At 73.8% G+C, this 23,786-nt stretch carries 22 protein-coding genes; 11 read left to right on the forward strand and 11 right to left on the reverse strand.

Features of this window, described 5'->3' with window-relative positions; genetic code table 11:
* Positions 1–20 precede the first annotated feature (20 nt).
* The 6 genes from I6A81_RS21680 (at position 21) to I6A81_RS21705 (ending at position 5,459) form a co-directional block, all read left to right on the forward strand.
* Positions 21–524, forward strand: coding sequence for a hemerythrin domain-containing protein (locus tag I6A81_RS21680; RefSeq protein ID WP_202999079.1), 504 nt, complete (start codon positions 21–23; stop codon positions 522–524).
* A 192-nt stretch (positions 525–716) separates the two neighbouring features.
* The gene (locus I6A81_RS21685; protein WP_307874810.1) at positions 717–1,625 is read left to right on the forward strand and encodes a UbiA family prenyltransferase; all 909 of its coding nucleotides are present in this window, start codon (positions 717–719) and stop codon (positions 1,623–1,625) included.
* Positions 1,626–1,762: 137 nt separating this feature from the next.
* Positions 1,763–2,656, forward strand: a complete 894-nt coding sequence (locus I6A81_RS21690; RefSeq protein ID WP_202999081.1) for a methyltransferase domain-containing protein — start codon at positions 1,763–1,765, stop codon at positions 2,654–2,656.
* A gap of 98 nt (positions 2,657–2,754) precedes the next feature.
* On the forward strand, positions 2,755–3,939 hold the full coding sequence (locus tag I6A81_RS21695) for an acyl-CoA dehydrogenase family protein (RefSeq protein ID WP_238428088.1): 1,185 nt from the start codon (positions 2,755–2,757) through the stop codon (positions 3,937–3,939).
* On the forward strand, positions 3,936–5,015 hold the full coding sequence (locus tag I6A81_RS21700) for a type III polyketide synthase (RefSeq protein WP_307874811.1): 1,080 nt from the start codon (positions 3,936–3,938) through the stop codon (positions 5,013–5,015). Before I6A81_RS21695 ends, I6A81_RS21700 begins: the two co-directional genes overlap by 4 nt.
* A 246-nt stretch (positions 5,016–5,261) precedes the next feature.
* A complete protein-coding gene (locus I6A81_RS21705) occupies positions 5,262–5,459 on the forward strand; it encodes a hypothetical protein (protein WP_202999085.1) in 198 nt (65 codons plus the stop codon).
* A gap of 133 nt (positions 5,460–5,592) precedes the next feature.
* On the opposite strand, the gene I6A81_RS21710 is transcribed toward I6A81_RS21705, so the two are convergent.
* From I6A81_RS21710 to I6A81_RS21740, 7 genes are all read right to left on the reverse strand, one after another.
* Complete coding sequence (locus I6A81_RS21710; protein ID WP_202999087.1) at positions 5,593–6,906, reverse strand: glycosyltransferase; 1,314 nt, start codon at positions 6,904–6,906, stop codon at positions 5,593–5,595.
* 30 nt (positions 6,907–6,936) lie between these two features.
* Entirely contained in the window at positions 6,937–7,497 is a 561-nt protein-coding gene (locus I6A81_RS21715; protein WP_202999089.1) for a TetR/AcrR family transcriptional regulator, read from the reverse strand.
* A gap of 93 nt (positions 7,498–7,590) precedes the next feature.
* Positions 7,591–8,073 carry a (2Fe-2S)-binding protein gene (locus I6A81_RS21720; RefSeq protein WP_202999092.1) on the reverse strand — a complete coding sequence of 161 codons (483 nt, stop codon included), beginning with the start codon at positions 8,071–8,073 and terminating at the stop codon, positions 7,591–7,593.
* A complete protein-coding gene (locus I6A81_RS45700) occupies positions 8,070–9,002 on the reverse strand; it encodes an FAD binding domain-containing protein (protein WP_202999094.1) in 933 nt (310 codons plus the stop codon). Before I6A81_RS45700 ends, I6A81_RS21720 begins: the two co-directional genes overlap by 4 nt.
* Complete coding sequence (locus tag I6A81_RS21730) at positions 8,999–11,272, reverse strand: xanthine dehydrogenase family protein molybdopterin-binding subunit (RefSeq protein WP_202999095.1); 2,274 nt, start codon at positions 11,270–11,272, stop codon at positions 8,999–9,001. The genes I6A81_RS45700 and I6A81_RS21730 overlap by 4 nt, the downstream gene beginning before the upstream one ends.
* A 493-nt stretch (positions 11,273–11,765) precedes the next feature.
* Positions 11,766–13,238: an MGH1-like glycoside hydrolase domain-containing protein gene (locus I6A81_RS21735; protein ID WP_202999096.1), complete on the reverse strand. Its 1,473-nt coding sequence runs from the start codon at positions 13,236–13,238 to the stop codon at positions 11,766–11,768.
* Between the two features lie 199 nt (positions 13,239–13,437).
* Positions 13,438–13,932 (reverse strand): WhiB family transcriptional regulator, encoded by a 495-nt coding sequence (locus tag I6A81_RS21740; RefSeq protein WP_202999097.1) that lies wholly within the window; start codon positions 13,930–13,932, stop codon positions 13,438–13,440.
* Positions 13,933–14,231: 299 nt separating this feature from the next.
* On the opposite strand from I6A81_RS21740, the gene I6A81_RS21745 reads away from it, so the two are divergent.
* Together I6A81_RS21745 and I6A81_RS21750 are read left to right on the forward strand one after the other, a co-directional pair.
* Positions 14,232–15,704: a cytochrome ubiquinol oxidase subunit I gene (locus I6A81_RS21745; protein WP_202999098.1), complete on the forward strand. Its 1,473-nt coding sequence runs from the start codon at positions 14,232–14,234 to the stop codon at positions 15,702–15,704.
* On the forward strand, positions 15,701–16,732 hold the full coding sequence (locus I6A81_RS21750; RefSeq protein WP_202999099.1) for a cytochrome d ubiquinol oxidase subunit II: 1,032 nt from the start codon (positions 15,701–15,703) through the stop codon (positions 16,730–16,732). The genes I6A81_RS21745 and I6A81_RS21750 overlap by 4 nt, the downstream gene beginning before the upstream one ends.
* 78 nt (positions 16,733–16,810) lie before the next feature.
* Here the strand turns inward: I6A81_RS21750 and I6A81_RS21755 are convergent, their stop codons facing one another.
* Positions 16,811–17,044 carry a DUF397 domain-containing protein gene (locus I6A81_RS21755; protein ID WP_202999100.1) on the reverse strand — a complete coding sequence of 78 codons (234 nt, stop codon included), beginning with the start codon at positions 17,042–17,044 and terminating at the stop codon, positions 16,811–16,813.
* Between the two features lie 290 nt (positions 17,045–17,334).
* Complete coding sequence (locus tag I6A81_RS21760; RefSeq protein ID WP_307874812.1) at positions 17,335–17,910, reverse strand: TetR/AcrR family transcriptional regulator; 576 nt, start codon at positions 17,908–17,910, stop codon at positions 17,335–17,337.
* Positions 17,911–18,044: 134 nt separating this feature from the next.
* On the opposite strand from I6A81_RS21760, the gene I6A81_RS21765 reads away from it, so the two are divergent.
* From I6A81_RS21765 to I6A81_RS21775, 3 genes are read left to right on the forward strand one after another with little or no spacing between them, the layout of a single operon-like run.
* Positions 18,045–19,238: an acyl-CoA dehydrogenase family protein gene (locus I6A81_RS21765; RefSeq protein ID WP_202999101.1), complete on the forward strand. Its 1,194-nt coding sequence runs from the start codon at positions 18,045–18,047 to the stop codon at positions 19,236–19,238.
* The gene (locus tag I6A81_RS21770; RefSeq protein ID WP_202999103.1) at positions 19,235–20,314 is read left to right on the forward strand and encodes a phosphotransferase family protein; all 1,080 of its coding nucleotides are present in this window, start codon (positions 19,235–19,237) and stop codon (positions 20,312–20,314) included. The genes I6A81_RS21765 and I6A81_RS21770 overlap by 4 nt, the downstream gene beginning before the upstream one ends.
* A gap of 41 nt (positions 20,315–20,355) precedes the next feature.
* Entirely contained in the window at positions 20,356–21,123 is a 768-nt protein-coding gene (locus tag I6A81_RS21775) for an SDR family NAD(P)-dependent oxidoreductase (protein ID WP_202999158.1), read from the forward strand.
* Between the two features lie 5 nt (positions 21,124–21,128).
* On the opposite strand, the gene I6A81_RS21780 is transcribed toward I6A81_RS21775, so the two are convergent.
* Both I6A81_RS21780 and I6A81_RS21785 read right to left on the reverse strand, forming a co-directional pair.
* Positions 21,129–22,685 (reverse strand): HNH endonuclease signature motif containing protein, encoded by a 1,557-nt coding sequence (locus I6A81_RS21780; RefSeq protein ID WP_238428081.1) that lies wholly within the window; start codon positions 22,683–22,685, stop codon positions 21,129–21,131.
* 438 nt (positions 22,686–23,123) lie between these two features.
* Positions 23,124–23,771, reverse strand: coding sequence for a helix-turn-helix domain-containing protein (locus I6A81_RS21785; RefSeq protein WP_202999105.1), 648 nt, complete (start codon positions 23,769–23,771; stop codon positions 23,124–23,126).
* Between the last annotated feature and the right edge of the window lie 15 nt (positions 23,772–23,786).

Raw genomic sequence — 23,786 nt, forward strand, 5'->3', positions numbered from 1 at the left:
AATCAACGAGGGAGATTCGTATGGCTGACGTCGTCGATTTGGTCTACGCCGATCACGACTGGCTGCGGCGGCAGTTCTTTCTTCTGGACTACGCCACCAGCAACGCCGAGTTGAAGGCGGTGTGGGAGGTGCTGGCGACCCGGTTGGACACCCACGCGGAAGCGGAGGAGACGGTGTTCTATCCGGCCCTGCTGAAGAAGGGCAAGGCCGGTGATCCCGAGGACGAGACCGAAGACGCGATCGTCGACCACAACAAGATCCGCGGCGCGGTCGCCGAGGCGCGCTCGCACCGGGTCGGGAGCAAGGTGTGGTTCGAGGCGGTAGGCAGGGCCCGGACCGAGAACGGTGAACATCTGGATGAAGAGGAGCGCGAGGCGATCCCGGATTTCATCAAGAGCACCACACCCGAACTGCGCCACCAGCTCGCGATGGAGTGGTTGCGGTTCTACGCGGATCACCAGGCCGGCGCCGGCGTGAACACGAAAAGCAAGGACGCCGCGGACTACATCGAGGCCCACAGCTGAGAGGCCCACAGCCGAGAGGCCCGCAGCCGAGCGGCCCGCCGCCGAGGCGGTACCGCGCTGGCCCGGCGGGGCGTGGCCAGGCTGACGGCACGCCCCGAACCGGCGCGGGCCGGGCCAGAACGCCTACGTGACCAGACGACACGTGTGACGGCACGCCGACGGGCCCGGGCCGACGCCCCGATACTCGGCGAGGTGACACGCCCACCCGCGGCCGAGGTGATCCGCTCGCCTCCTCCGGATGCCCGGGAACAGCGACGCCCATCCGCGCGCCGTCGCGTCGGCGCGCTCGCCGGCGCGCTCGTCCATGCCTGCCACCCCGAACCCACCGCCGCGGTGACGGCGCTCGGGACGGCGCTCGCCGTCTCGGCCGGCCGGCCGGCGGGCGGGGTCCTCGGCGTGGCGCTGGCCGTGCTGACCGGGCAGCTGTCGGTCGGGTGGAGCAACGACTACCTGGACCGGGAGCGGGATCGCCTGGCCAACCGCGCCGACAAGCCGGTGGCCGGGGGCGTGCCGCCGCCTCGGGTGGTGGCGGTGGCCGCGCTGGTGGCGCTGGCCGCCTGCGTGCCGCTGTCGTTCGCCTCGGGCTGGCGAGCGGGCTGCGCCCACCTGGCCGCCGTGGCGCTGGCCTGGTCGTACAACCTGGGGCTGAAGGCGACGGCGCTGTCCGTCGTCCCGTACCTGCTGGCGTTCGCGCTGCTGCCCGCGTTCGTCGTGCTCGGCCTGCCCGGGCATCCGGCTCCGCCCTGGTGGGCGCTGGCCGGCGGGGCGCTGCTCGGCGCGGGCGCGCACTTCGCGAACGTGCTGCCCGACCTCACCGACGACCTGCGGACCGGCGTCCACGGCCTGCCGCACCGGCTCGGGCAGCGCCGCTCGCGCGGGGCAGCCGCCGTCCTGGTCCTCGCCGCGTCCGCGGTGGTCGCGCTCGGCCCGGGCCGGCCTGGCCCACTACCGGTCGCCGGGCTCGCGCTGGCCACCGTGCTGGTCGTCGCCGGAATCGCGGCGGACCGGGGCGGCAAGGGGGTGGGCGCGTTCCGGGTCACCATCGCGGTCGCCCTCATCGACGTCGCGCTGTTCGTCGCCGCCGGCCGCTCCCTGGCCTGAGGCCACGAACTCATCACGTGGCGCATCCGTGCCGGTTCTCTCTGTAGTGAGATGCTCGCGGCGAGCGTCCCCTCCGCCCCGGCCGCCCGCGGCCCGGCCGGCCCGCGAGGACGCCGAGGCCGCGAAGCGGAGGGCACGTGCCAAGCCAGACAGCCGAGCGACAGACCCGCGGCCCGGACCGGGGCCGGGCCGCGGTACCCCGCCGGGACCGCAACGACCCGGCTCAGTACGACGACCTCGCGGACGAGTGGTGGCCGACGCATGGCCGGTTCGCCGCCCTGCGGTGGCTGGCGGCGGCCCGGGCGACGCTGCTCCCCAGCCCTCCCGCGCCGGGCGCGCCGCTGCTGGACGTCGCGTGCGGGGCTGGGCTGCTGCGTCCGCACCTGACGGGCCGGCTGGCCGGCTGGCGGCACGTCGGCGTGGACCTGTCCGCGTCCGCGGTGGCGCAGGCGCGGGCGCACGGCGTGACCGCCGTGCGCGGCGACGCGCTGCGGCTGCCGTTCCGGGACGCCTCGGTGAGCTGCGTGGTCGCCGGCGAGATCCTCGAACATCTCGACGACCTCGACACCGCCTGCGCCGAGCTCGCCCGGGTCCTGACGCCCGGCGGGACGCTGGTGCTCGACACGTTGGCGGACACGCTGCTGTGCCGGGTCGTGCTGGTCCGGATCGCCGAACGGCTGCCCGGCGGTCCGCCGCCCCGCATCCACGACCCGAAGCTGTTCGTCGGGCCGGGCAGGCTCGCGGAGCTGCTCGCCCGGCACGGCGTACACCTCACGCTGCTGCGCGGGCTACGGCCGTCCCTGCTCGACTACCCGAGGTGGCTGGCCGGGCGGCTCGACCAGGTACGGATGCTGCCGACCCGGTCGACGTCCTGCGTCTACCAGGCCCGCGGCGAGAAGACCCGTGGCCGGACGACCGGCGACGGCGAGACCGGCGGCGGCGAGACCGGTCAGGAGCGGGTGGGCGCGGTGCCCGAGGACCGGCGCGCGGGCGCCGACGAAGGTGTCGCGCGGGCGGGCGGTAGCCGGTGACCACCAGCCCGCCCCGGCAGGACACGCCGAGCGGCGCCGCCAGCGGCCAGGCGGCCAGGACCGGCGCCGCCGGCGGGTTCACCGGCCTCGCGGCACCGCTGGTGGATCGCCTCGCCGGGCGCGCCGCCGAGGCCGACCGGCGTGGCGAGCTTCCCGCCGAGGACCTCGCCGACCTGCGCGCGTCCGGGCTGCTCGCCCTGCTGGTGCCGGTCCGGCTCGGCGGGCTGGGCGGCGGCTTCGCGGACTGGGCGTGCCTCGCTCAGGCGCTCACCCGCGGCAGCGCGGCCACCGCGCTGGTGCTGAACATGCACATGTCGGTGGTCGGCGCGCTCACGGCCGTGCCGGACGAGCTGGCCTCGGCCCTCGGCGTGCCCCAGGAGTACTTCGCGGTCCGCGACCGCGTCCTCGCCGAGGTCGCGGCCGGCTCGTTCATCGCGGTGGCGCTGAGCGAACGCGGCGCCGGGTCCCGCCTGTCGGCGCTGGCCACCACCTACCGGCGCGACGGCGACGGATTCCGCGTCGTCGGCCGCAAGGCCTTCTGCTCGGGAGCGCGCCACGCCGACGCGTACTTTCTCGCCGCCCGGGCCGCGAGCCCCGGGCCGGGCGGCGAGCCCGGCGCCGGTGGCCCGCCGCGGGTCAGCCACTTCCTCGTCCCGGCCGGCCCGGGGACGGTGGTCGAACCCGCCTGGGACAGCCTCGGCATGCGGGGCACCGGCAGCCACGACCTGGCCGTGGACGTCCACGTGCCGGCTGACGCCCTGGTCGGCGGTGTGGAGGGGATCGGCCTGCTGGCGGCGCGGGCGATGCCGCAGTGGATGGTGGGCTCCTACGCGGCGGTGTACGCCGGGGTCGCCCGGGCCGCGCTGGACGCCGCCACCGAGTACGTCCGGGGCCGCGGCCTCGCCGGCCGCGACGGTGGGCTCGCCGCCCTGCCGGCCGTCCGGGCCCGGCTCGGCCGCGCGGACGCGGCGGTGGCCGCGCTCGAGGTGGTGATCGCCGAGTGTGCCCGGCGGGTCGACGCCGAGCCGGGCACCGCGGAGACGAACCGGTGGGTGTGGCGGGCGAAGCTGCTCGCCGGGGAGACCGCGCAGGCGGTCGCCGCCTCGGTGGTGGAGGCCTGCGGCGCCGCGGTGACCCGGCGCGGCCACCCGCTGGAGCGGCTGTACCGGGACGCCCGCTGCGGCGCGCTGCAGCCGGCGACCAGCGACGTGTGCGCGGACTGGCTGGGTCTGGCCGCCCTCGGCGCCGACCCGGACCTCGACGCCCAGGTGCCGAGGTGGTGAGAGCGGGCAGCCCGGCCGGCCGGCCGCCCCATACGGCGGTGGTGACCGGCCAGGGCGCTGCCTTCCCGCCGGCGATCGGCCAGCGGGCCGCCTGGGACGGCTACTTCGCGAGCCACTACGGCCACGACCGGAAGATCGAGAGGATCTTCCTCGGCTGCGGGGTGCGCGCCCGCCACGCCGCCGTCGACCCGCGCGCCGACGACGTCAGCGGCTGGACGACCGGCGCGCGGATGCGGCGGTACGTGGCCGAGTCCGCTCCGCTGGGCCGGGACGCGGTCGCCAGGGCGCTCGCCGACGCGGGGCTGGCCGCCGCCGACGTCGGCCTGTTCGTCGTCGCCTCCTGCACCGGCTACGCCACGCCGGGGCTCGACATCGTGATCGCCGGCGAGCTCGGGATGCCGGCCCACGTGCGCCGGCTCCTGGTCGGCCACATGGGCTGCTACGCCGCCATCCCCGCGCTGGGAGCCGCCGCCGACTTCGTCCGTGCCCGCGGCAGCCCGGCGGTGGTGCTCTGCGCGGAGCTGACGTCCCTGCACCTGCAGCCACCGTCCGCCGAGCCGGACCTGGGCCAGGTGGTCACCCACGCGCTGTTCGGCGACGCGGCCGCCGCCGTCGTCGTCGAACCGGACGGGGCGGCCGGCCTGGAGGTGCTCGACACCGCGGCGATGACCGATGCCGGCAGCGCCGGCCTGATGACCTGGGAGGTCACCGACCACGGCTTCCGGATGGGACTGTCGCCGAAGGTCCCGGACGTGCTCGCCACGCACGTCGACGACGCGGTCGCGGGCCTGCTCGCGCCGTTCGGCCTGGCCGCCGGCGACGTCGCGGGCTGGGCGATCCACCCGGGCGGCCCCCGGATCGTCGACGTCGTCGCCGAACGCCTCGGCCTGCGCCCGTCGCAGACCGCGGCCACCCGGGACGTGCTCGCGCGGCGCGGCAACTGCTCGTCGGCCACCACCCTGCTCGTCCTCGACCGGCTCCGCCGAGACCAGCCGCCGGGCGCCGCCGGCCATGTCGTCGCGATGGCGTTCGGCCCCGGCCTCACCCTCTGCGCCGCGCTCCTGCGCGCCCGCTGACACCACGCGCGTCGCAGGTATCGGAGGCGTGATCGGCGAATATCGCCGAGATGGTCAACGGCGGTCCAGACCAGGCCAATGACCGGCGGATTTTCGAATCGGCGGATTTCGGATCACTGGCTTTTCTCCGAACTCGACGCGCGGATTGGTCACGGAAATACCCGACATGTGTGGGGCCCTGGTCGACGGGTAGGAACGCGTCAGGTTGCCGGACAGTCCTGCGGCCAAGGACGAGGGAGTTCCGGCGTGAGCCTCTTGAACAGCCTGTTGCGCGACTTCGGCGACGACGACCGTGATCACCTGCTGGGGCTGATCCAGAAGAGCATCAACGCCGACCTCGACGCGGTCGCGTCCGGCGCGGCACCGCCACGCAACAACGACATCGGCAGCAAGACCCGCCGGGGGCGGCGCACCGCCGCCCAGGTCGCGATCACGCCCGCCTGAGCGGCCACCGAAGGCCGGTTGGGCGGGATTCACGACAGGCGCTCGGCCCGTCGGGGGCGGGCGGAGCCTCCCGCGAACTGTCGAGCTCGCTCGCCCACGATGACGCCGTGGCCAGCGCCCGGGCTCGGGCAGATCACGCGGGGACGCGGCGCCCATCCGTCGCGCGGGCCGCCGCCGTCCCCTGCCGCTGGCCCGGGTCGATGTCCTCCACCTCGGCCATGAGCCGGCCGTCGCCGGCGTCACGCCGCAGTGCCGCGCCGAGCCGCGCGGCGGACCGCCGGTAGGCAGGGTCGTCGAGGACCTGGCGGACCGCGGCGGCGATCTTCGCCGGTTTCGCGGCGCGGCTGACCGACAGCCCGGCGCCGTGCTGGACCACCCGGGCGGCGTTGTCGGCCTGGTCGCGGCCGTGCGGCAGGACCACGACCGGCACGCCGGCGGCGAACGCCTTCACCAGGGTGCCGTGGCCTCCGTGGGTGACGACGAGCGAGGCGTGCCGGAGCACCTCCCCGTGCGGCGCGGCGGGAACCACCGTCACTCCTGGCGGTGGGGTGAGCCGACCGGGATCGATCACCGGGCCGGTCGTCACCAGACCGCGCAGCGACAGGGATCCCAGCGCGTCGGCGACCCGCCGCAGGCAGTCCGCTTGGTCCTGGAACGTGCTGGACATGGACACCAGGACGAGTGGCGCGTCCCCGGCCGGTGGTTGCCAGGGCCCGGCCGCCCACACCGGCTCGTCGAGGACCGGCCCGACGTAGCGGACGCCCGCCGGCAGCCGCGCCGGGAAGTCGAACTCCGCGCTCGTCATCACCAGCTCGCGGCGGGCCCGGTGGACCTGGTCCTGGTAGTGCGTCACCGGTGCCAGGCCGTGCGCGGCGCGCACGGCGTTGAGCCCGGGCAGCGTGGAGCGGTCCCACATCCGCTGCGACACCGCGCCGACGAGCCGGTCGCGCAGCCGGCCGGCGGGCCCCCGCGCCGGCCGCAGTCCCGGGCCGAACGGCGGCAGTCCCGGCGCGGGCAGCGGGTAGATGTTCGGCATGAGGACGTCGAACGGCACGCCCTCGGCCTCGGCGGCCACCATCGCGCCGAACGCGAAGAACGACACCAGCACGAGGCCGGGGCGGTCGGCGTGGATCGCCTCGGTGACATCGCGGGCGTAGCCGGAGGCCGGGCGCACGACGAGATGGTTGATCATCTCTCGTACCAGCGCGGGCGGGCTGCCGAGCTCCCACTCCCGGTACGGGGCGTGCTCCGGCCGGTGGCTGGGTCGGTTCAGCCCGTGCCGCCACGGGCGGAACGCCGCGCCGGACGCGGTGACGGCGGGACCCATCGAGTCCTCGGCGAGGACGGCGACCCGGTGGCCGCGCTCGACGAGCCGCCGCGCGACGCCGACCTCCGGCGCCACGGTGCCGCCGCCGTCGGTGAGGGCGAACAGGTACGTGTTGCTCATCGGTGATCTTCCTTCGGTGTTCCTGTCGGGTCATGTGTCCAGCACGCCGCGCACCAGCGCGGTCATCGTGCGGGCGGTCTCCGGCCGGCTGAGGTTCAGGTCGCGGCGCAGCAGCTTCCACGTGTAGACGTCGGTGGCCGCGTGCAGCGCGTTGACGGCGCGCCGCCGGGCCGCCGGCGCGGCGGGCAGGCGGGCCGCGAAGACCTCCTCCAGCCAGTTCCGATGGGCCGCGCGGGCGTGGTCGAGCAGGACGGCCAGGCGCCCGAGCCGTTCGGCGGACATCGCCCAGCGGACGTTGAGGTCGCCGAACTGCTCGTACTGCTCGACCAGAACCTCGACGGCGTGCTTCGGATCGCTCCGGCGCACCGACGTCCGCAGCCCCTCGGTCTCGGCTCTCAGGAGCTCGATCGCCGCCAGCGCGGCGCCCTCCTTGGACTCGTAGTGGTTGAGAACGGTCTGGTGGGAGACCTCCGCGCCGAGGGCGATCTCGGCCAGCGTGACGTCCTCGTACGGCTGCTCGAGCAGCAACCGCAGCGTGGCCCGCGCGATCCGCTCCCTGGTCGCCGCCACCGCGTCCGCCCTGGTCCCCATGCGCCGAGCCCTCCCCGGATCGATTCGCTTGAGTGCCAGTCAAGCATTTCGCTTGAGTGGCAGTCAAAGTTTGTCCGGGGCGCGACAGCGCGCTCAGGGCGCGAGCTGGCGTGCCTCCTGGGCGGCGCGCGTGATCGCGCGCCGGATGGGTTCGTACCCGGTGCACCGGCACAGGTTGGACCGGACCAGGTCCTCGATTCGATCCGGATCGTCGCCGAGGGTGGGGTCGGCCTCCAGCGCTCCCGTGGCCACCATGAGGAACCCGGGGGTGCAGAAGCCGCACTGCAGCGCGTGCTCGGCGGAGAACGCCCGCTGCAGCGCGCTGGGCTCGCCGTCCGGTCCGGCGAGGCCCTCCACCGTGCGGACAGAACTGCCGTCGCACTGCACGGCGAGGATCAGGCAGGAGCGGACCGCCTCGCCGTCCACCAGCACGCCGCAGGCCCCGCAGACACCGTGCTCGCAGCCCAGATGCGTGCCGGTCAGCCGGCAGTCCTCCCGCAGCACGTCGGCGAGAACGCGGCGGGGTTCCACGTCGAGGGGGAACTCCTCGCCGTTGACGGTGAGGGTGATCTTCACCGGCTCTCTCCCTCGAGCGCGCGGGCGCGCGACCGCTGGTCGCTCGCCGCCTGGCACAGTGTCCTGGCGACGACGACCGCGATGGCGTGCCCGCGGTATTCCAGGTCGGCGTATGGCTCCGCGACGGGCGCGGCGTCCCGCTCCGCCGCGATCCGGCCAGCACGGGCGAACGGGTGGTTCTCGGGCAGCCGGTACCCGTCCAGCGGCGGGCCGATCTCGACCCCGGTCAACGCGGCCTCCGCGGCGTGCGCCCGCAGGGGCCGGTCGGCACAGTTGACGAGGCCGATCCTCGCCTCGCTGATCACGCCGCCTCGCGCGGTGAGGGCCGCCGCGGCCGCGACCTGGGCGAAGCAGAAGTGGGTGCGCCGGTGCTCGACGAAGCCGACTCCGGTGTCGTCGCCGAGCAGCGGGTAGCGCACGGAGGTGATCAGCTCCCCCGGTTGCCCCGCCGTCTTCAACGGCCCCTGGAAGAAGTCGCCGGCTGCCAGGTTCCGCGCGCCCCGCGGGCCCGCCATCTCGACGTCGGCGTCCAGCGCCACGGCGATCGCGCACCACTCCGAGGCGGGATGCGCCCAGGCGACGCTGCCCACCATGGTTCCGCGCGCGCGGATGGGTGGGTGGGCGATGTTGCCGACGGCGCGCGCGAACAGCGCGCCCAGCGGACCCGGCACCGCGTGCGCGGACTCGAACGCGCGATGCCGCACCAGGGCGCCGACCCGCAGGGTGCCGTCGCGCACCCGCAGCTCGTCGAGCGCCGGGATCCGGTTGATGTCGACCACCAGGTCGGGACGGATGCGCTCCAGGCGCATCTCGAGGATCAGGCTCTGCCCGCCGGCCAGTACCTGGGCCCTTCGGCCGCCGGTGCCGAGCGCGTCGACCGCCTCGGCCACCGTGCGCGGCGCGACGTAGTCGAAGGCCGCGGGCTTCACCGGGGCTCCCCCCGTTTCGGGGCCCGGGCCGCGCGCCACACCACGTCTGGGGTGAGCGGCATCTGGAGCAGGTCCGGGTCGGCGACCTGGAGCGCGTCGATCACGGCGTTGACGACCGCCGCCGGAGTGCCGATGCAGCCCGACTCCCCAGCGCCCTTGGCGCCCAGGGGGGATCCGGGACTCGGGGTGCGGGTGTGCCTGACCTCGATCGGCGGCACCTCGCTGAACGTCGGCAGCAGATAGTCCAGCAGACCGTTGCCCAGCAGGGGCACGCCGTCGTCGCCGTAGGGGATTCCCTCGTAGAGGGCCTGGCCGATGCCCTGCACGCAGGAACCGAAGGCCTGCCCGTGCACGATCTCGGGGTCGAGCACGACCCCGCAGTCGTCCACCGCGACCAGGCGCAGCAGGTGCACGGTGCCCAGCTCCGGGTCGACCTCGGCCACCGCCACGTGGGTGCCGAACGGGAACGCCATCCCGGTCTCGAACCGGTCGTCCACCTTCAGCGGCCCGGTGGCCTTGACCAGGTGGGACAGATCCAGGACCGCCGAGCGGTCATGGGCGTCCCGCACGGTGCCGTCGGACCACTCCACCCGCTCGACCGGCACGCCCCACATCCGCGCGGCCCGCCGCCGGGCCTCGTCGATGAGCAGCTGGCAGGCGTGCCACAGCAGGGCGCCCACCACCTGCGCCGTGCGGCTGGCGAAGGACCCCAGGCCCTCGGGCTGCTCGCCGGTGTCTCCTTCGATCAGCCGGACGCGCCACTGCGCCACGCCCAGGGTCCTGGCCACCAGCGCGGGGAAGACCGTTTCGTGGCCCTGGCCGCTGGAAGCCGCGCCGCACCGCGCGGTGATCGAGCCGTCCTCGCCAGCTTCGAGGCCGCCGAACTCGAACAGTCCGCCCGGTTCACCGCCGCTGCGTTCCACGTAGCACGAAAGGCCGATCCCCAGCGGCATCGCGCCCGGGTCCTTCCCGCGCCTGGCCTGCTCGGCCCGCCACCCGTCGTAGTCGACGGTCCGCAGCGCCAGCTCGAGGGCGCCGGCGTAGTTCCCGCTGTCGTACCGCCGCCCGGTGGGTGTCTCGTAGGGGAAGCTTTCCGGCGGGATGAGGTTGCGCCGCCGCAGTTCCGCCGGGTCCATGCTGAGGCGCCGGGCCATCGTGTCCATGGATCGTTCCAGGGCGATGGCCGCCTCCGGGCGGCCGGCGCCGCGGTAGGGGTAGGTCACCATGGTGTTGGTCAGGACGGAGCGGACGGTCGCGTGCACCTTGGGCGTGGCGTAGGGACCGGTCGCCATCCAGGCCGTCTGCATCGGCAGCCCCACCCCGAGGTGCGGGTACGCGCCGACATCGGCTTCGATGGTCAGCTCATAGGCGAGCAGCCGTCCATCGGCGTCGGCGGCGAGCCGGACGCGCTGGTCCTGCCCTCGGCCCCGCGTCGCGACCATCATCGATTCGAGGCGGTCCTCGATCCAGCGGACGGGACGGCGGAGCTTCACCGCCAGGTAGGCGACGACGACGTACTCCGGGAAGGTGGCGCTCTTCGAGCCGAAGGCTCCCCCGGTGTCCGGGACCACGACGCGCACCCGGTCCTCGGGCCAGCCCAGCGACGCGGCCAGCTCGCGCCGCAGGCGGTGCGGCGCCTGGTGCCCGGCCCACACCGTCAGCCGGTCCGCGTCCGGCGCGACGAGGATCGCCCGGCACTCCATCGGCGTGGGCAGGAGCAGGCTCTGGCGGTACCGGCCCTCCACCACGGCGGCCGCGTCCCGCCACACCGAATCGTCGATCGGCTGGCCGGCCTCCCCCGTCAGGGCGACGTTGCTCAGCCCGTCAAAAAGAGGGAACGAATCCCGCGCCGCGTCGGATGGCCGCACCATCGCGGGCAGCGGCTCGACCTCGAACGTGACCTCGGCCGCGCCGTCCTCGGCCAGGTAACGGTCCTCCCCCACGACCACCGCGACCGCCTCGCCCGCGTAGCGCACGCGCTCCTTCACCAGCGCCGGCCACTCCCGGCCGGCCACCGCCTCATCCGAGGACAGTCGGGCGAGCACGGAGTGCGGAACGGGCGGCAGATCCTGCAGGACCGACGCGGAATGCGCGCACGCCGGCATGTCCATGAGATCCGCGGCCGCCCAGGCGCCCACGACGCCCGGTACCGCCCGGGCCGGCGCGCAATCCACCGACCTGAGGGTTCCGTGCCCGGTCTTGCTTCTCACGAACACGGCGTCGAGACAGCCCGGGACCTCGATGTCGGCGACGAATCGGCCCTTCCCCATGGTCAGGCGCTGGTCCTCGCGACGGCCCCATTGATGCACAACCACCCCTCCGCGCTCGCGTGCGTCAGCGTCGGCGGCACGCTGGCCCTTTCGAACGGGTCAGCCGGATCACCTCACGACGCCGTTCGAAGGGCCTAGGTTCACGGAGACCGGGCCGCGGTCCGCGATCGTAACTCCCGATCCCGGCACACCTGGGCTGGCCGCGTGACCGGCGAGTCGTTCCCGTACGCCGGGCGGCCAACAGCGGACGTTCAACGGGTAGCCACTTTCTCGAACCACATCGGAGGACGGCCGCCATTCGCGGAGATTCGCGCTGTTCCAGACAATGCCGGGGAACCGACGGGTGGTTAGCTGACCAGCAAAGTGGTCACTCGCCCGCGGAAAAGTCACCGACGCCAAGCACCACGGCGCGAATCGGGACACGCCCGGCCGTACTTCTAGATCGGTCCACGGTGCCAGACCGGTGAGCGTTGATGCCGGTCCACCGAACGGATCATTCGGCGCGGAGCATGTCGAGGACGACCGCGGCGGTGGGCGCGAAGTCGGGCGCTCCGTGTCCGGCGCCGTCGACCGGCGAGTAGTACTCGTAGGGCCGGCTGGAACGGGTGACCAGCTCGACGGTGTCCTCCCGGAGCCTTCGTGCCTCGACGGCCCGCCCCGACCTGGCGAGCCCGTCGGCGAGCAGCCAGTTCACCATCGGCCACACCGGTCCCCGCCAGTACCGGCACGGGTCGAACGCGGGGGCGTCGAAGGGCACGCTGGCCGGCCCGTACCGACCGGTCCACCGCGGGCCGAAAAGCTGCCCGGCGAGGTGACCGACCTGCTCGGGAGGCACGGCTCCGGCGTACAGGGCGAGGAAGCCCGCCACCGTCTCGTCCGGCAGCGGCCGGCCGGTGCGGGCGTCCTGATGCCGCGGGAATCCGTCGGCCAGCAGGTTCGCGAACGCGTCCTGGGTGGTGCGCATGGCCCGGCGAAGCCCCGGGGGAAGGGTCTGCCCGGCGTCGGCCGCGACCATTTCCAGCTGGTGGTTGGCGCGTACCAGCACCGCGTTGAACCCGACGTCCCGGATCGCTGGCAGCCCGGCCGCCTCGATCTCGGCGAACCGGTAATGCGCCGCGCGCAGCCGGCGGGTGAGCTCGTAGAGGGTGAACAGCTCGTCCGCCGCGATCCGTTCCCGGGCCGGCACCGTCCTGTTGTCGCGGCGAAGCCCGTCGAGCACGTCCACCGCTCCCGAGTCCCTGACGGCACGGACCCTCGCCGGTATGAGGTGGCGGACAGCAGCCGACCAGGGAGGCGTGTCATCCATGCCCGACTCCCACGGATGCACCACCGCGACCAGGCCACTGCCCCCCGGGTCACGTTCCCGGTAGAGCCATTCGTGATAGGCGATCAGGCCGGGCAGCACCTGTCGGTAGAACGCCAGCCGCCGCCGCGCCGGCATGACCTCGCCGACGCGGGCAACCGCCTCCGCCACCAGCGGCGGCTGGGTGACCCCGCTGGTCTCCACCGCCGGCGGAGCCTCGACCGCCTTCCGGACGCCCCACAGCCGGGGGTCCGCGTGGTAGGGCTCACCGGCGGCCGGGCAGAACCTGATGTGCGGCAGCATCCCGTTGGGCCACTGCCCCGTGAACAGGGACACCACCTCGGCGGCGGCCCGCTCCACGTCCACATGACGCAGACCGATCGCGACGAAACAGCTGTCCCACAGCCACTGGTGGCCATACAACCGCGCCGACGGCCGAGTGAATCCCCCGCCGTCGTTGGAACGCAGCGTCTCGAGCGCGCAGGCCCGCGCGGCCTCGAGCGCGGGACCGGACGCCGCCGTCTCGACGGGCGCGCCGGCCTGGCGAGCGGCCAACGAAACGACGTCGTCCGGCTCCCCGCGGCGCTCGGAGGGCACCCGGCCCGTCGCCGTCATGGGAAGCTGACCCGTGCCCGGCGAGGACACGTCCTCCGTCGTCGCCATGGCGCCAGTCCCTTCACAGATTCGCGTCGACTGGCAGGATTCGGCCCCAAAGGCCCGTGAGGAGTTCGGGCCGGTCGACGTAGCCGACGCGGTCGCCGTGCCGGTCCGCCCCGGCCGCCGGCGGCCGGCGGCCGGCGAAACCTGGCCGAGAACCAGGGAAGCGCCAGCCGACCGGGAATCGGCGGCCGGATCTACTCGCTCACGCCGCGCTCGGCCGCAGCAGCGGCCCCTCGGCGTTGGTGAACCTCTCGGCCGGCGTGGTACCGCCCCAGATCCCGTGCCGTTCCCCCGCGACCACCGCGCACAGCAGGCACTGCACGCGGACCGGGCATCCGGCGCAGATCTCCTTGGCGACCGCCTCGCGCCGGCGCCGTTCCTGCGCGTCGATGGCCTCCGGCGGGTAGAAGATCTCGACGTCGGCCGGTCCGCAGGCGGCGCCGAACCGCCAGTCGGTGAGGTCGCCCTCGGCGTCACCTCCGTCGAGGCTGTCGACGTTCTCGAGGTTGTCGAGGTCGGCGTCGACGTCGAGACCGCCCTCGATGGGCTCGGGAACGAGGGTCGCGTCAAGGACAGTCGCCGCCTCACCGTCGCCGGGCAGCCGGCGGCCGAGCGGCAGAGGGAGCGCGGAGTCCGGCTCCGGGCGGGTGAACGGAGGGCGACCAACGGGGGCGGCTTGCGCGGAACGCGTCGACATCGGACCTCGCTCAGGTTGAGAAGGGCAACCGCGGGGCCTATTCCCGTGCGGGCCGGCACAAACCTCGCGATTCCGCAAATGCGCCGCCGTGTCCGCCCAGGTGCCGGCTCCGCGCACGCGCTCGGGACCTCGCCGTCCCCTCGCCGCCCCCTCGTCCCACACCCACCGCCACACCCACCGCCCCGCCCGCCGCGTCGTCGACCGCGTCACAGCGGCTCAGCGCGCTTGCCGACCCATGATCTTCGACGTAGCGTAGAAGATATCTTCGACAGAGCGTAGAAGATCTTTGGGGTGAGCTCATGGAGCTGGCGTCGGCACCGGTGATCCTCGCGTCGACCGATCTCGCCCGCGGGCAGACGGCCTTCAGCCTCGCGTTCCACATCTGCTTCGCCGTGTTCGGCGTCGGGCTGCCGTGGCTGCTCCTGTACACCGAGGGACGCTGGCTGCGGACCGGCGACGAGGTCTGGTACGCGCTCACCCGCAAGTGGGCCCGGGCCTTCGCCGTGCTGTTCGCCGTCGGGGCGGTCTCCGGGACGGTGCTGTCGTTCGAGTTCGGCCTGCTGTGGCCGGCCTTCATGTCCCGCTACGGCGGGGCGCTCGGGCTGTCGTTCACCCTGGAGGGCTTCGCGTTCTTCGTCGAAGCGATCTTCCTCGGGATGTACCTGTACGGCTGGCGGCGGATGCCGCCACGGGCGCACTGGCTGACGCTGTGGCCGATCGCGATCGCCGGAACCCTCTCGACGCTGTTCATCATCACGGCGAACGCCTGGATGAACGTGCCGCGCGGGGTGCGGGAGCACGACGGCACGGTGGTCTCGGCCGAGCCGCTCGCGCCGTTTCTCAGCCCGTCCACCCCGCACCAGGTCGTGCACATGATGCTGGCCGCCCTGATGTGCACCGGCGGCGCGGTCGCCGGGGTGTACGCGGTCGGGATGCTGCGCGGCCGGCGGGACGCCTACCACCAGGCCGGGCTACGGGTCGGGCTGGTCACCGTCCTGGCCTGCGCGCCGCTGCAGCTGGTGGTCGGCGACTGGGCCGCCCGGGTCGTCGGCGACGCGCAGCCGATGAAGCTCGCGGCGATGGAGGGCCTGTACCGCACCGGCGCGCACGCCCCGCTGACCATCGGCGGGATCTACGACGAGGCCACCGGCGAGGTCCGGTACGGCATCGAGATCCCTGGCGGCCTGTCGCTGCTGCAGGGCTTCAGCCGGGACCACGTGGTGCCCGGCCTCGAGGCGGTGCCGGCGGCCGACCGGCCGAACGCCCTGCTCGTCCACTCGGCGTTCACCCTGATGGTCGGGCTCGGCACGGCGATGATCGGGCTGTCCGCGCTGGTGGCGGTCACGGCGCTGCGCCGCCGGCGCCGCGGCGCGCGCCCGCTGGTGCCCACCGGCAGATACTGGCTGCTGGCCGCCACGGCGACCGGTCCCGCGTCGATGCTCGCCATGCTGGCCGGCTGGGAGGTCACCGAGGGCGGGCGCCAGCCCTGGATCGTCTACGGGCGGATGCGGGTGGACGAGGCGGTCACCAGCAGCGCCGGCATCGGCTGGGCGTTCGCCGGCACGCTGACGCTCTACCTGGGCCTGGCGACGGCTCTGGTGCTCATCCTCCGCCGGATGGCCACCGGCGGACCCGCCCAGCAGCAGACCGCCGCCGGCCCCCCGGTGGACGGCCCACCACCGGCCGACGGCCCGCCACCGGCCGACGGTGCGTCACCCGGCCCGCTCCCGGCCGTCCGGGCGTCGGCCGGACCCGCCGGAGGCGCGCGGTGAGCGCCGCCGATCTGCTGCTGCTCGTCATGGTCGGCGGGCTGACCGCGTATGCCCTGCTGGCCGGCGCCGACTTCGGCGCCGGGGTGTGGGACCTGCTGGCCCGCGGCCGCGACGCCGGCGACGCCCGGACGCTGATCGCGGGGGCCCTGGGGCCGGTCTGGGAGGCCAACCACGTCTGGCTGATCTTCGTCATCGTCGCGATGTTCAGCGGGTTCCCGCCGGCGTTCGGCGTGGTCGGGTCCACGCTGGAGCTGCCGCTCGTCCTGGCGCTGGTCGGCATCGTGCTGCGGGGAGCCGCCTACGTGTACCGGGCGTACGGGGCCGGCGCCGCCGGACCGGACCAGTGGTGGGGGCATGTGTTCGCCGCCGCCTCCACCGTCACGCCGTTCGCGCTCGGCGTCTGCGGCGCCGCGCTGGCCACCGGCGACCTGGCGACCGACGACCCGCTCGCCCCGCTGACCAACCCGTTCGGCCTGGTGTCCGGAGTCTTCGCCGTCGTCGTCACCGCCTTCCTGGCCGCCGTCTACCTGTGCCGCGACGCGGCCTCGTCACCCGCGACGGCGCATCTGGTGCCCTACTTCCGGCGGCGCGCTCTCGGCGGCGCGGTGGTGGCCGGCATGCTCGCCGCGGTCCTGCTGCCGCTGCTGTGGCGGGAGGCGCCGGTGGTCGCCGACCGCTTCGCCGACCGCTCACCGCTGTTCGTCGCGCTGTCCGCGGCGGGCGGGATCGGCGCGCTGACGCTGGTGTGGCGGCACCGGTTCGTCGCGGCCCGGCTCGCCGCCGGGCTGGCGGTCGCCGCCGTGCTCTGGGGCTGGGCCGCGGCCCAGTATCCCGACCTGGTGGTCGGCCACTCCACGGTGAGCGACGCCGCGGCCCCGGCCGCGAACATCCAGGCGCTGCTGCTGGCGATCGGGTTCGGGATGGTGGCGCTGGTCCCCGCACTGTGGATGCTGTTCCGCATGTTTTCCCGCCCCGAGCTGCCCGACCCGCGTCCAGCCCCGGATCGGCGCCCGCCCGCCGCTGAATGACGAAGCGCCGCCGGCGCGGCATCGGCCCGGCCCGCCCGCGGCCGCCCTGAAACCCCGGGGCGGCCGCGGTCGGCGCGGCTACGCCACCCGCGGCAAATCGTCGTACTCGCCTCGTTTCACGGCCGCGAGGAACTCGGCCCAGGCTCCGGAGGAGATGAGGGTGGGCTGGCTGAGCGAGCCGCGCAGGACCACCGCGACGCCCGGCACCCGCCAGGCGGCCTCGACGGAGTCGACCGTCTTCGGGTCCGCGGCCGACGGCCGCCGCCACGCCGGCGGGTCGTCACAGGGCGGGTCGTCACAAGGGATGGGCATGGGCGCCGCTCCTTGGCCCGGATCGGAACATGCGGAGGGCCAGCTGGCTGGCCTCCGAAAGGAAGACGCGCAGCCCGCCCCCGACCGTTGCGGCGGATTCGTCCCCGGATTTGGGAAGCGTCGTCGGGCTGACCTTCGGTTGTCCTGGTCTTTGGTCTTCCTCCAGGCGGCGGAGTGATCACGGCGACGCGGGCCGGCGGCTCAGGATGCCGGAGTGAGGCCCGGCGGCTTCGAGGGTCGGAGCGCGCCCGCCTCGACAACGCGGTCGCGCCGGCTGGACGCGCCGCCGGTCACGACGGCTGGCACGCGCCGACGAGGCGGAGGGTGAACTCGCTGTACTGCCAGACGACCGCGTCCTCGGAGAGCTCGCGGTCCTCGCGGTACCAGGTCGCGACGCCCATGCCGAGGTCGAGCACGGCGTAGGAGGCCAGGCGCGCCGAGGTCACGTGGAAGCGCCCCGCGGCGACTCCCGCGTGGATGAGCTCCCGGAAACACGCTTCGTATTCGGCGCGGAGCGCCAGCACCTTGCCGCGATGGGGCTCGGTCAGGCTGCGGATCTCGCGATTGCCGACGAAGGCCTCGAGCCGGTGCCGCGCGTGGTAGCGGACGTGCGCCTCGGCGGCCCTGCGCAGGCGTTCGGTCGGGTCGTCGCTGCTGGCGACGGCGGCCTGGTGGAGGGCGAGCAGCTCCGCCATCGTGGCGGTCATGATCTGGGCCAGCAGGTCCTGCTTGGACGCGACGTGCTTGTACAGGCTCGGGCCGCGGATCCCGACCGCGGCGCCGATGTCGGCCATCGTGGTCGCCTCGTAGCCCCGGCGGGTGAACAGTTCCAGCGCCGCGGCGCGGATGTCGTCGGACCGGCTCACGTTCCTTCCCTCCCAGGCTAACCCACGCTAGCCGGCCCGGCCGCGCCTCCATGAGCGATCACACAGAACTGTTGTTGATCGGAATATACACCTTTAGGATCCCGGCTAATGCCCATTAGCCACAGCGAGGTGTCATGGCAGTCGACCTCACCCAGGACCCAGCCGTCGAGGAGCTCGCGCGACGCACCGCGCAGTTCGTCCGCGAGGTGGTGATCCCCGTCGAGGAGCGGGAGCACGGGGTCGCGCGCTCCGAGGACGTCCGGATCGAGCTGCAGCGGGCCGCCCGGCAGGCCGGCGTGTTCGCCCCGCATGTGAGCGCCGAGTTCGGCGGGCACGGGCTCGACATGCTCGGCCGGGCCGCCGTGTTCGAGCAGGCGGGTTACTCGCTGCTGGGCCCCCTCGCGCTGAACATCGCCGCGCCCGACGAGGGCAACATGCACATGCTGGAGGCCATCGCCACCGAGGAGCAGAAGGAGCAGTACCTGCGGCCGCTCGCCACGGGCGAGGTCCGGTCCTGCTTCGCGATGACGGAGCCCGCGCCGGGCGCCGGCTCCGACCCCAGCGCGCTGAGCACCCGCGCCGAGCGGGTTCCCGGTGGCTGGCGCATCGACGGCCACAAGTGGTTCATCACCGGCGCCGAGGGCGCGGCCTTCGCGATCTGCATGGCCAGGACCGCGGGCGCGCCCGGCGACCAGGGCGGCGCCACGATGTTCCTGGTCGACGCCGACAACCCGGGGATGAAGACCATCCGCCACATCGAGACCCTCGACGAAAGCCTCTACGGCGGCCACCTCGAGCTCGTCTTCGACAACTGCGTGGTGCCGGACTCGGCCGTGCTCGGCGCGCCCGACCAGGGCTTCCGCTACGCGCAGGTCAGGCTCGGCCCGGCCCGGATGACGCACTGCATGCGCTGGCTGGGCATCGCCCAGCGGTCGCAGGACATCGCCGTCGCGCGGGCGGCCGAACGGCGGATCTTCGGCTCCCGGCTCGGCGAGCTCGGCATGGCCCAGCAGATGATCGCCGACAACGAGATCGACATCGCGGCGGCCCGCGGCCTCATCCTCCAGGCCTGCTGGGAGCTCGACCAGGGACGCTCAGCGTCCCAGTCCACGGCGATCGCCAAGACCTTCTGCGCCGAGGCCATCTGGCGGGTCGTCGACCGCTCGCTGCAGCTCTGCGGCTCCCTCGGCGTGTCCGGGGACATCCCGCTCGGCCGGTTCCTGCGCGAGGTCCGCCCCTTCCGGATCTACGACGGCCCGTCCGAGACGCACCGCTGGGCGATCGCCCGCCGGGTCCTGCGCCAGCACGACCGGGCGGCGCAGCGATGAGCGACGAGCCGACAAGCGGCGAGCCGGCGGCGGGCGGCGAGCCGGCGAAGGTGGACGGGCTCGACCTGCCAGCGCTCGAGTCGTACTTCGCCGAGCACGTTCCCGGGTTCGGCGGCCGGCTCACCGCCGAGGTGGTGGCGGGCGGCCGCTCGAACCTGACCTACCTGCTGTCCGACGGGCGGACGCGATGGGTGCTGCGCCGCCCGCCGCTGGGCGGGCTCACCCCGTCGGCGCACGACATGCCGCGGGAGTTCCGGGTCGTCGCGGCGCTGTCCGGCACCGATGTTCCGGTGGCCCGGGCCGTCGCGCTCGGGGATCCGGCCGTGCTCGGGGTGCCGTTCACCGTCGTCGAGTATGTCGACGGCCTGGTGATCCGCGCGCTCGACGAGCTGCACGCCCTGCCCGAGGAGCAGATCACCCGCTGCGCGCACGGCCTGGTCGACGTGCTGGCCCGGCTGCACGCCATCGACCCGGCCGAGGTGGGGCTGGCCGGGTTCGGCCGGGCGGAGGGCTACCTGGCCCGCCAGGTGAAACGCTGGCACGAGCAGTGGCAGCGCGTGCGCACCCGCGAGCTCGACGACGTCGACCGGCTGCACGAACGGCTCGTCGCCCTGTGCCCCGCCGAGAGCGGCGCCTCGATCGTGCACGGCGACTACCGGATCGACAACACGATCCTCGACCCGGCCGACCCGGGCACGGTGCGCGCGGTCGTGGACTGGGAGATGGCGACCCTCGGCGACCCGCTCGCCGATCTCGGGTTGCACCTGGCCTACTCCCATCCCGCGATCGCCCTGGTGCTCGGCGGCTCGGCGGCGTCCAGCAGCCCGCGGCTGCCCGGCATCGACGAGCTCACCCAGCGCTACGCCGTCGCGAGCGGACGCGACCTCGGTGACCAGCGGTTCTATCTCGGCCTCGGCTATTTCAAGATCGCCATCATCGCCGAAGGCATCTACTCCCGGTTCCGGCAGGGCGCGACCGTCGGCACCGGCTTCGAGCTCGCCGGCCAGGCCGTCGAGCCGCTCATCGCCGCCGGGCTCGCCACCCTGACGTCGACCGCGTCGCAGGAGACCGCATGACCAACGTCCTCGACAACGACGGCCTCGCCAACGGCCTCGGCGTGAGCAACGTCCTCGACCTCTTCCGGCTCGACGGCAAGGTCGCGGTGGTCACCGGGGCGAGCTCGGGCCTGGGCGCCGGCTTCGCCCGCGCGCTCGCCCAGGCCGGCGCCGACGTCGTCCTCGCGGCCCGGCGCGTGGACCGGTTGTCCGATGTGGCGCAGGCCGTGCGGGAGGCGGGCCGCAAGGCCCTCGCGGTCGCCACCGACGTCAGCGACCCGGAGCAGTGTGAGGCGCTCGCGCGGGCGGCGATCGCCGAGTTCGGCCGCGTCGACGTCCTGGTCAACAACGCCGGCATCGGCACCGCGGTCCCCGCCGTCCGCGAGACACCGGACGAGTTCCGGCGCGTCATCGACATCAACCTCAACGGCGCCTACTGGGCGGCGCAGTCCTGCGCGCGGGTCATGAAGCCCGGATCGAGCGTCGTCAACATCGCGAGCGTGCTCGGGCTGATCAAGTCCTACGCCCCCCAGGCCGCCTACGCCGCCAGCAAGGCCGGGCTGATCGGCCTCACCCGGGACCTGGCCCAGCAGTGGTCGGGGCGGCGCGGCATCCGGGTCAACGCGATCGCGCCCGGCTACTTCGCCAGCGAGATGACGGCCGAGATCCCCGAGAACCAGCTCATGACCTTCATCCGGCAGACCAGCCCGCTGGACCGGCTCGGCCTGCAGCACGAGCTCGACGCCGCCGTCGTCTTCCTCGCGAGCCCCGCCTCGTCCTACATCACCGGCAGCACCCTCGCCGTCGACGGAGGCATGTCCGGGCACTGACGGTGTCAGGGAGAATCGCCAGCCGGATGATCGGGTGGCCCCCAGATTCCGGAATATAGGTGATCGAGCGTCCGGTGGAGGGGGTTTCGGCGTGGTTTTTGCTTGGGGTCGACGGAATAGGGCGGTATGAAGTATGGGTGACCGTCCGGTCCGACGAGGACTTTCCAGTCTTCGCGATGAAGGACGCGGTGATGATAGCGGCAGACCAGGACCGTGTTGTCGAGGTTCGTCGGTCCGCCGTGGGCCCAGTGCTTGATGTGGTGGGCGTCGGTCCAGGCGGCGGGCTTTCGGCAGTTCGGGAAGGCGCAGCCTCCGTCGCGGGCTTCCAACGCGCGGCGCAGCGAGGGCGGGATGAGGCGGCGGGTGCGGCCAAGCTCGAGCGGGGTGCCCTCCTGGGACAGGAGGATGTGCGTGAGGTGGGCGTCGCAGCCGATCCGCTCCAGGGTCGCGCGCGACAGCGGCTGGCCGTGGCCGGTGGTGGCGGGGACGGCGCCGGGCATGCCGAGGAGCGCGTCGATCGTCGTGGTGACGGCGATGTGCGGGCGGGTGCCGTGCGACAACGGAAGGGCGCCGGCACCCAGGACGCGCTGAGTGATCTCGACAAGGGCGTCCGCGCGCCGCTGGGGAACGGTCCGGTGGTCTTCCGGGGTCTCGCCAAGCGGCCGCGGCTTGGACAGCGGATCGAGCGCGGCGCGTAGCGCGGCGGCGCCCTCGGCGTCCAGGGTGCCGTGGATGCGGGTGGTGCCGTCGGGCTGGTCGGTGAGGTGCAGCTCGCGGCGGCGTGCCTGGTCACCGTCGTCGCGCGGGTCCGCGCCGGGTGGGTGTAGTTGGTCTCGGACCCGGTCGCGGATCGTCCTGCCCAGGGTGGCCAGGTCGTCGGCGTCGAGGATCGCGGCCTGGGCCAGCAGGAAGGCCTCCGCCCAGTCCCGCTGCTCGGCGGGGGTGTCCGCCGGCAACGAGTTGAGGGCGCCGGCGATGACCGACGCCTGGTCGCGGCTGATGCCCGCGGCGGCCAGGGCCTGGCCGGTGCGCTGGCAGGGGCCGTCGAGGTCGCGGGCGAGGCCCACCAGCCGGCGGGTGTCGGCGGGGCGCATCTTGAGCTGCCAGCGCAGCAGGTCCTGGACGGAGGGCAGGTCCTCCTCGCCGAACACCGGGCGCAGGTCCCGGCCACCCAGGTCACGGACCACCGCCAGTTGCAGGGCGGCGAGCAACCGGGAGGCCCTCTCGGCCTGGTCGAGCAGTTCCAGCGCCTCGACGTCGGACAGCGCCCACAGGTTGGCCCCGCCCAGCTTCTCCAGCCCGCCCATCACCTCGTCGACCACGCACAGCAGGTGATGCCGCCCCAGCCACGGCCGGCTCGTGGTCGGCCCGCTCTCCCCGGCCGCCACGCCATCACCAGAGAAAGACCGCTCGCCCATGTTTTCCGCGCCGTTTTCCACCGCGTCGCCACGGCCGGCGGAAATCCCGGCCGTGGCCGGACCCGTGGTTGCCTCGTCCGCCAGCCCGGCCGGGATTCCCGGCACCACCTCAGCCGCGTCATCGGGAAAGGGCACCTCGGGCATTCATCAACGAAATCACGATTTCGAACATCTGTCCAGCCCGGCAAAATCGGGGGGCGTCACCCCCGATCGACGGGTTCCCGGAATTCCTTCATGAGGATTGGCGCCGCGGCAGTGCCGGAATGAAGTTAATCGGCGCAACTCTCGGCAATAAATGCCGAAGCCCTGCCCATGCCACTCGACCAGCGTCAAAGTGCGCGCAAGTGGCTCGAGTCGGGCGGCACAAGCCCGATGCGACGGTGGCCGTCCTCTCACGCCCAGCCTCGTCCTGTATCGCCGGCGGACCCAGCCAACGGGCAGACATGACCGGCCGCAAGCACGGCAACGGCACCGGCACATCAGCGCGGGCACCGGCACATCAGCGCGCCGGCCGCGTCCGTGCCGTTGGCACGGCCGGCGGAAGCAGCTTCCGCCGCGGACCCAGTCCCAGCGGCAGTGGATCTAGTCGGTGACGAACCAGATGGCGCGGACGAGGCGGTCGGTCTCGTTGCGCAGGCGGTGGGGGACGTCGCCGCTGATCCGGATCGCCTCGCCCGGCCCGAGCTGGCGGGGGCAGCCGTCGATGATGACGGTCAGCGTTCCTTCGAGGATGTACCCGTAGTCGGTGCCCCGGTGTCGTTGCGGCTGGTCGGCCGGCGCCGAGTCCGCCCCCGGCTCGTAGTCGGTCAGCAGGAAGTCGACGTGCTCGTCGACCGGCTCGACCAGGCGGCGCCAGCGGACGCCGGTCTGGAAGGCGAGATACTCCGGCACCGGCGGCGGCTCCGGCGCGAGGCCGTTCGGAACGACGCCGCCCGGAGCGACACCGTTCGACGCGGCGCCGTCCGCGCCTGGCCGGTCGCCAGCGATGGTCGCCTCCGAGGGCGCCGGCGACGCTGCCCGCGGCGTGACGCTGTGGCCCAGCAACTCGTCGAGGGAGATGTCCAGTTCCCGCGCGATGGCGAACAGCGTGTTCACCGCCGCCTGGCTCTGGCCCAGCTCGAACTGGGACAGGAAGCTCGCCGAGACCCCGAGGCGGCGCGCCAGCTCCCGCACGGACAGGCCCGCGCGTTCCCGGGCGTGCCGGACATTGCTACCGACGGACACGCTCATACCCCCAGGGCCGAC

Source organism: Frankia nepalensis (assembly GCF_016786325.1).
GTDB classification, from domain to species: domain Bacteria; phylum Actinomycetota; class Actinomycetes; order Frankiales; family Frankiaceae; genus Pseudofrankia; species Pseudofrankia nepalensis.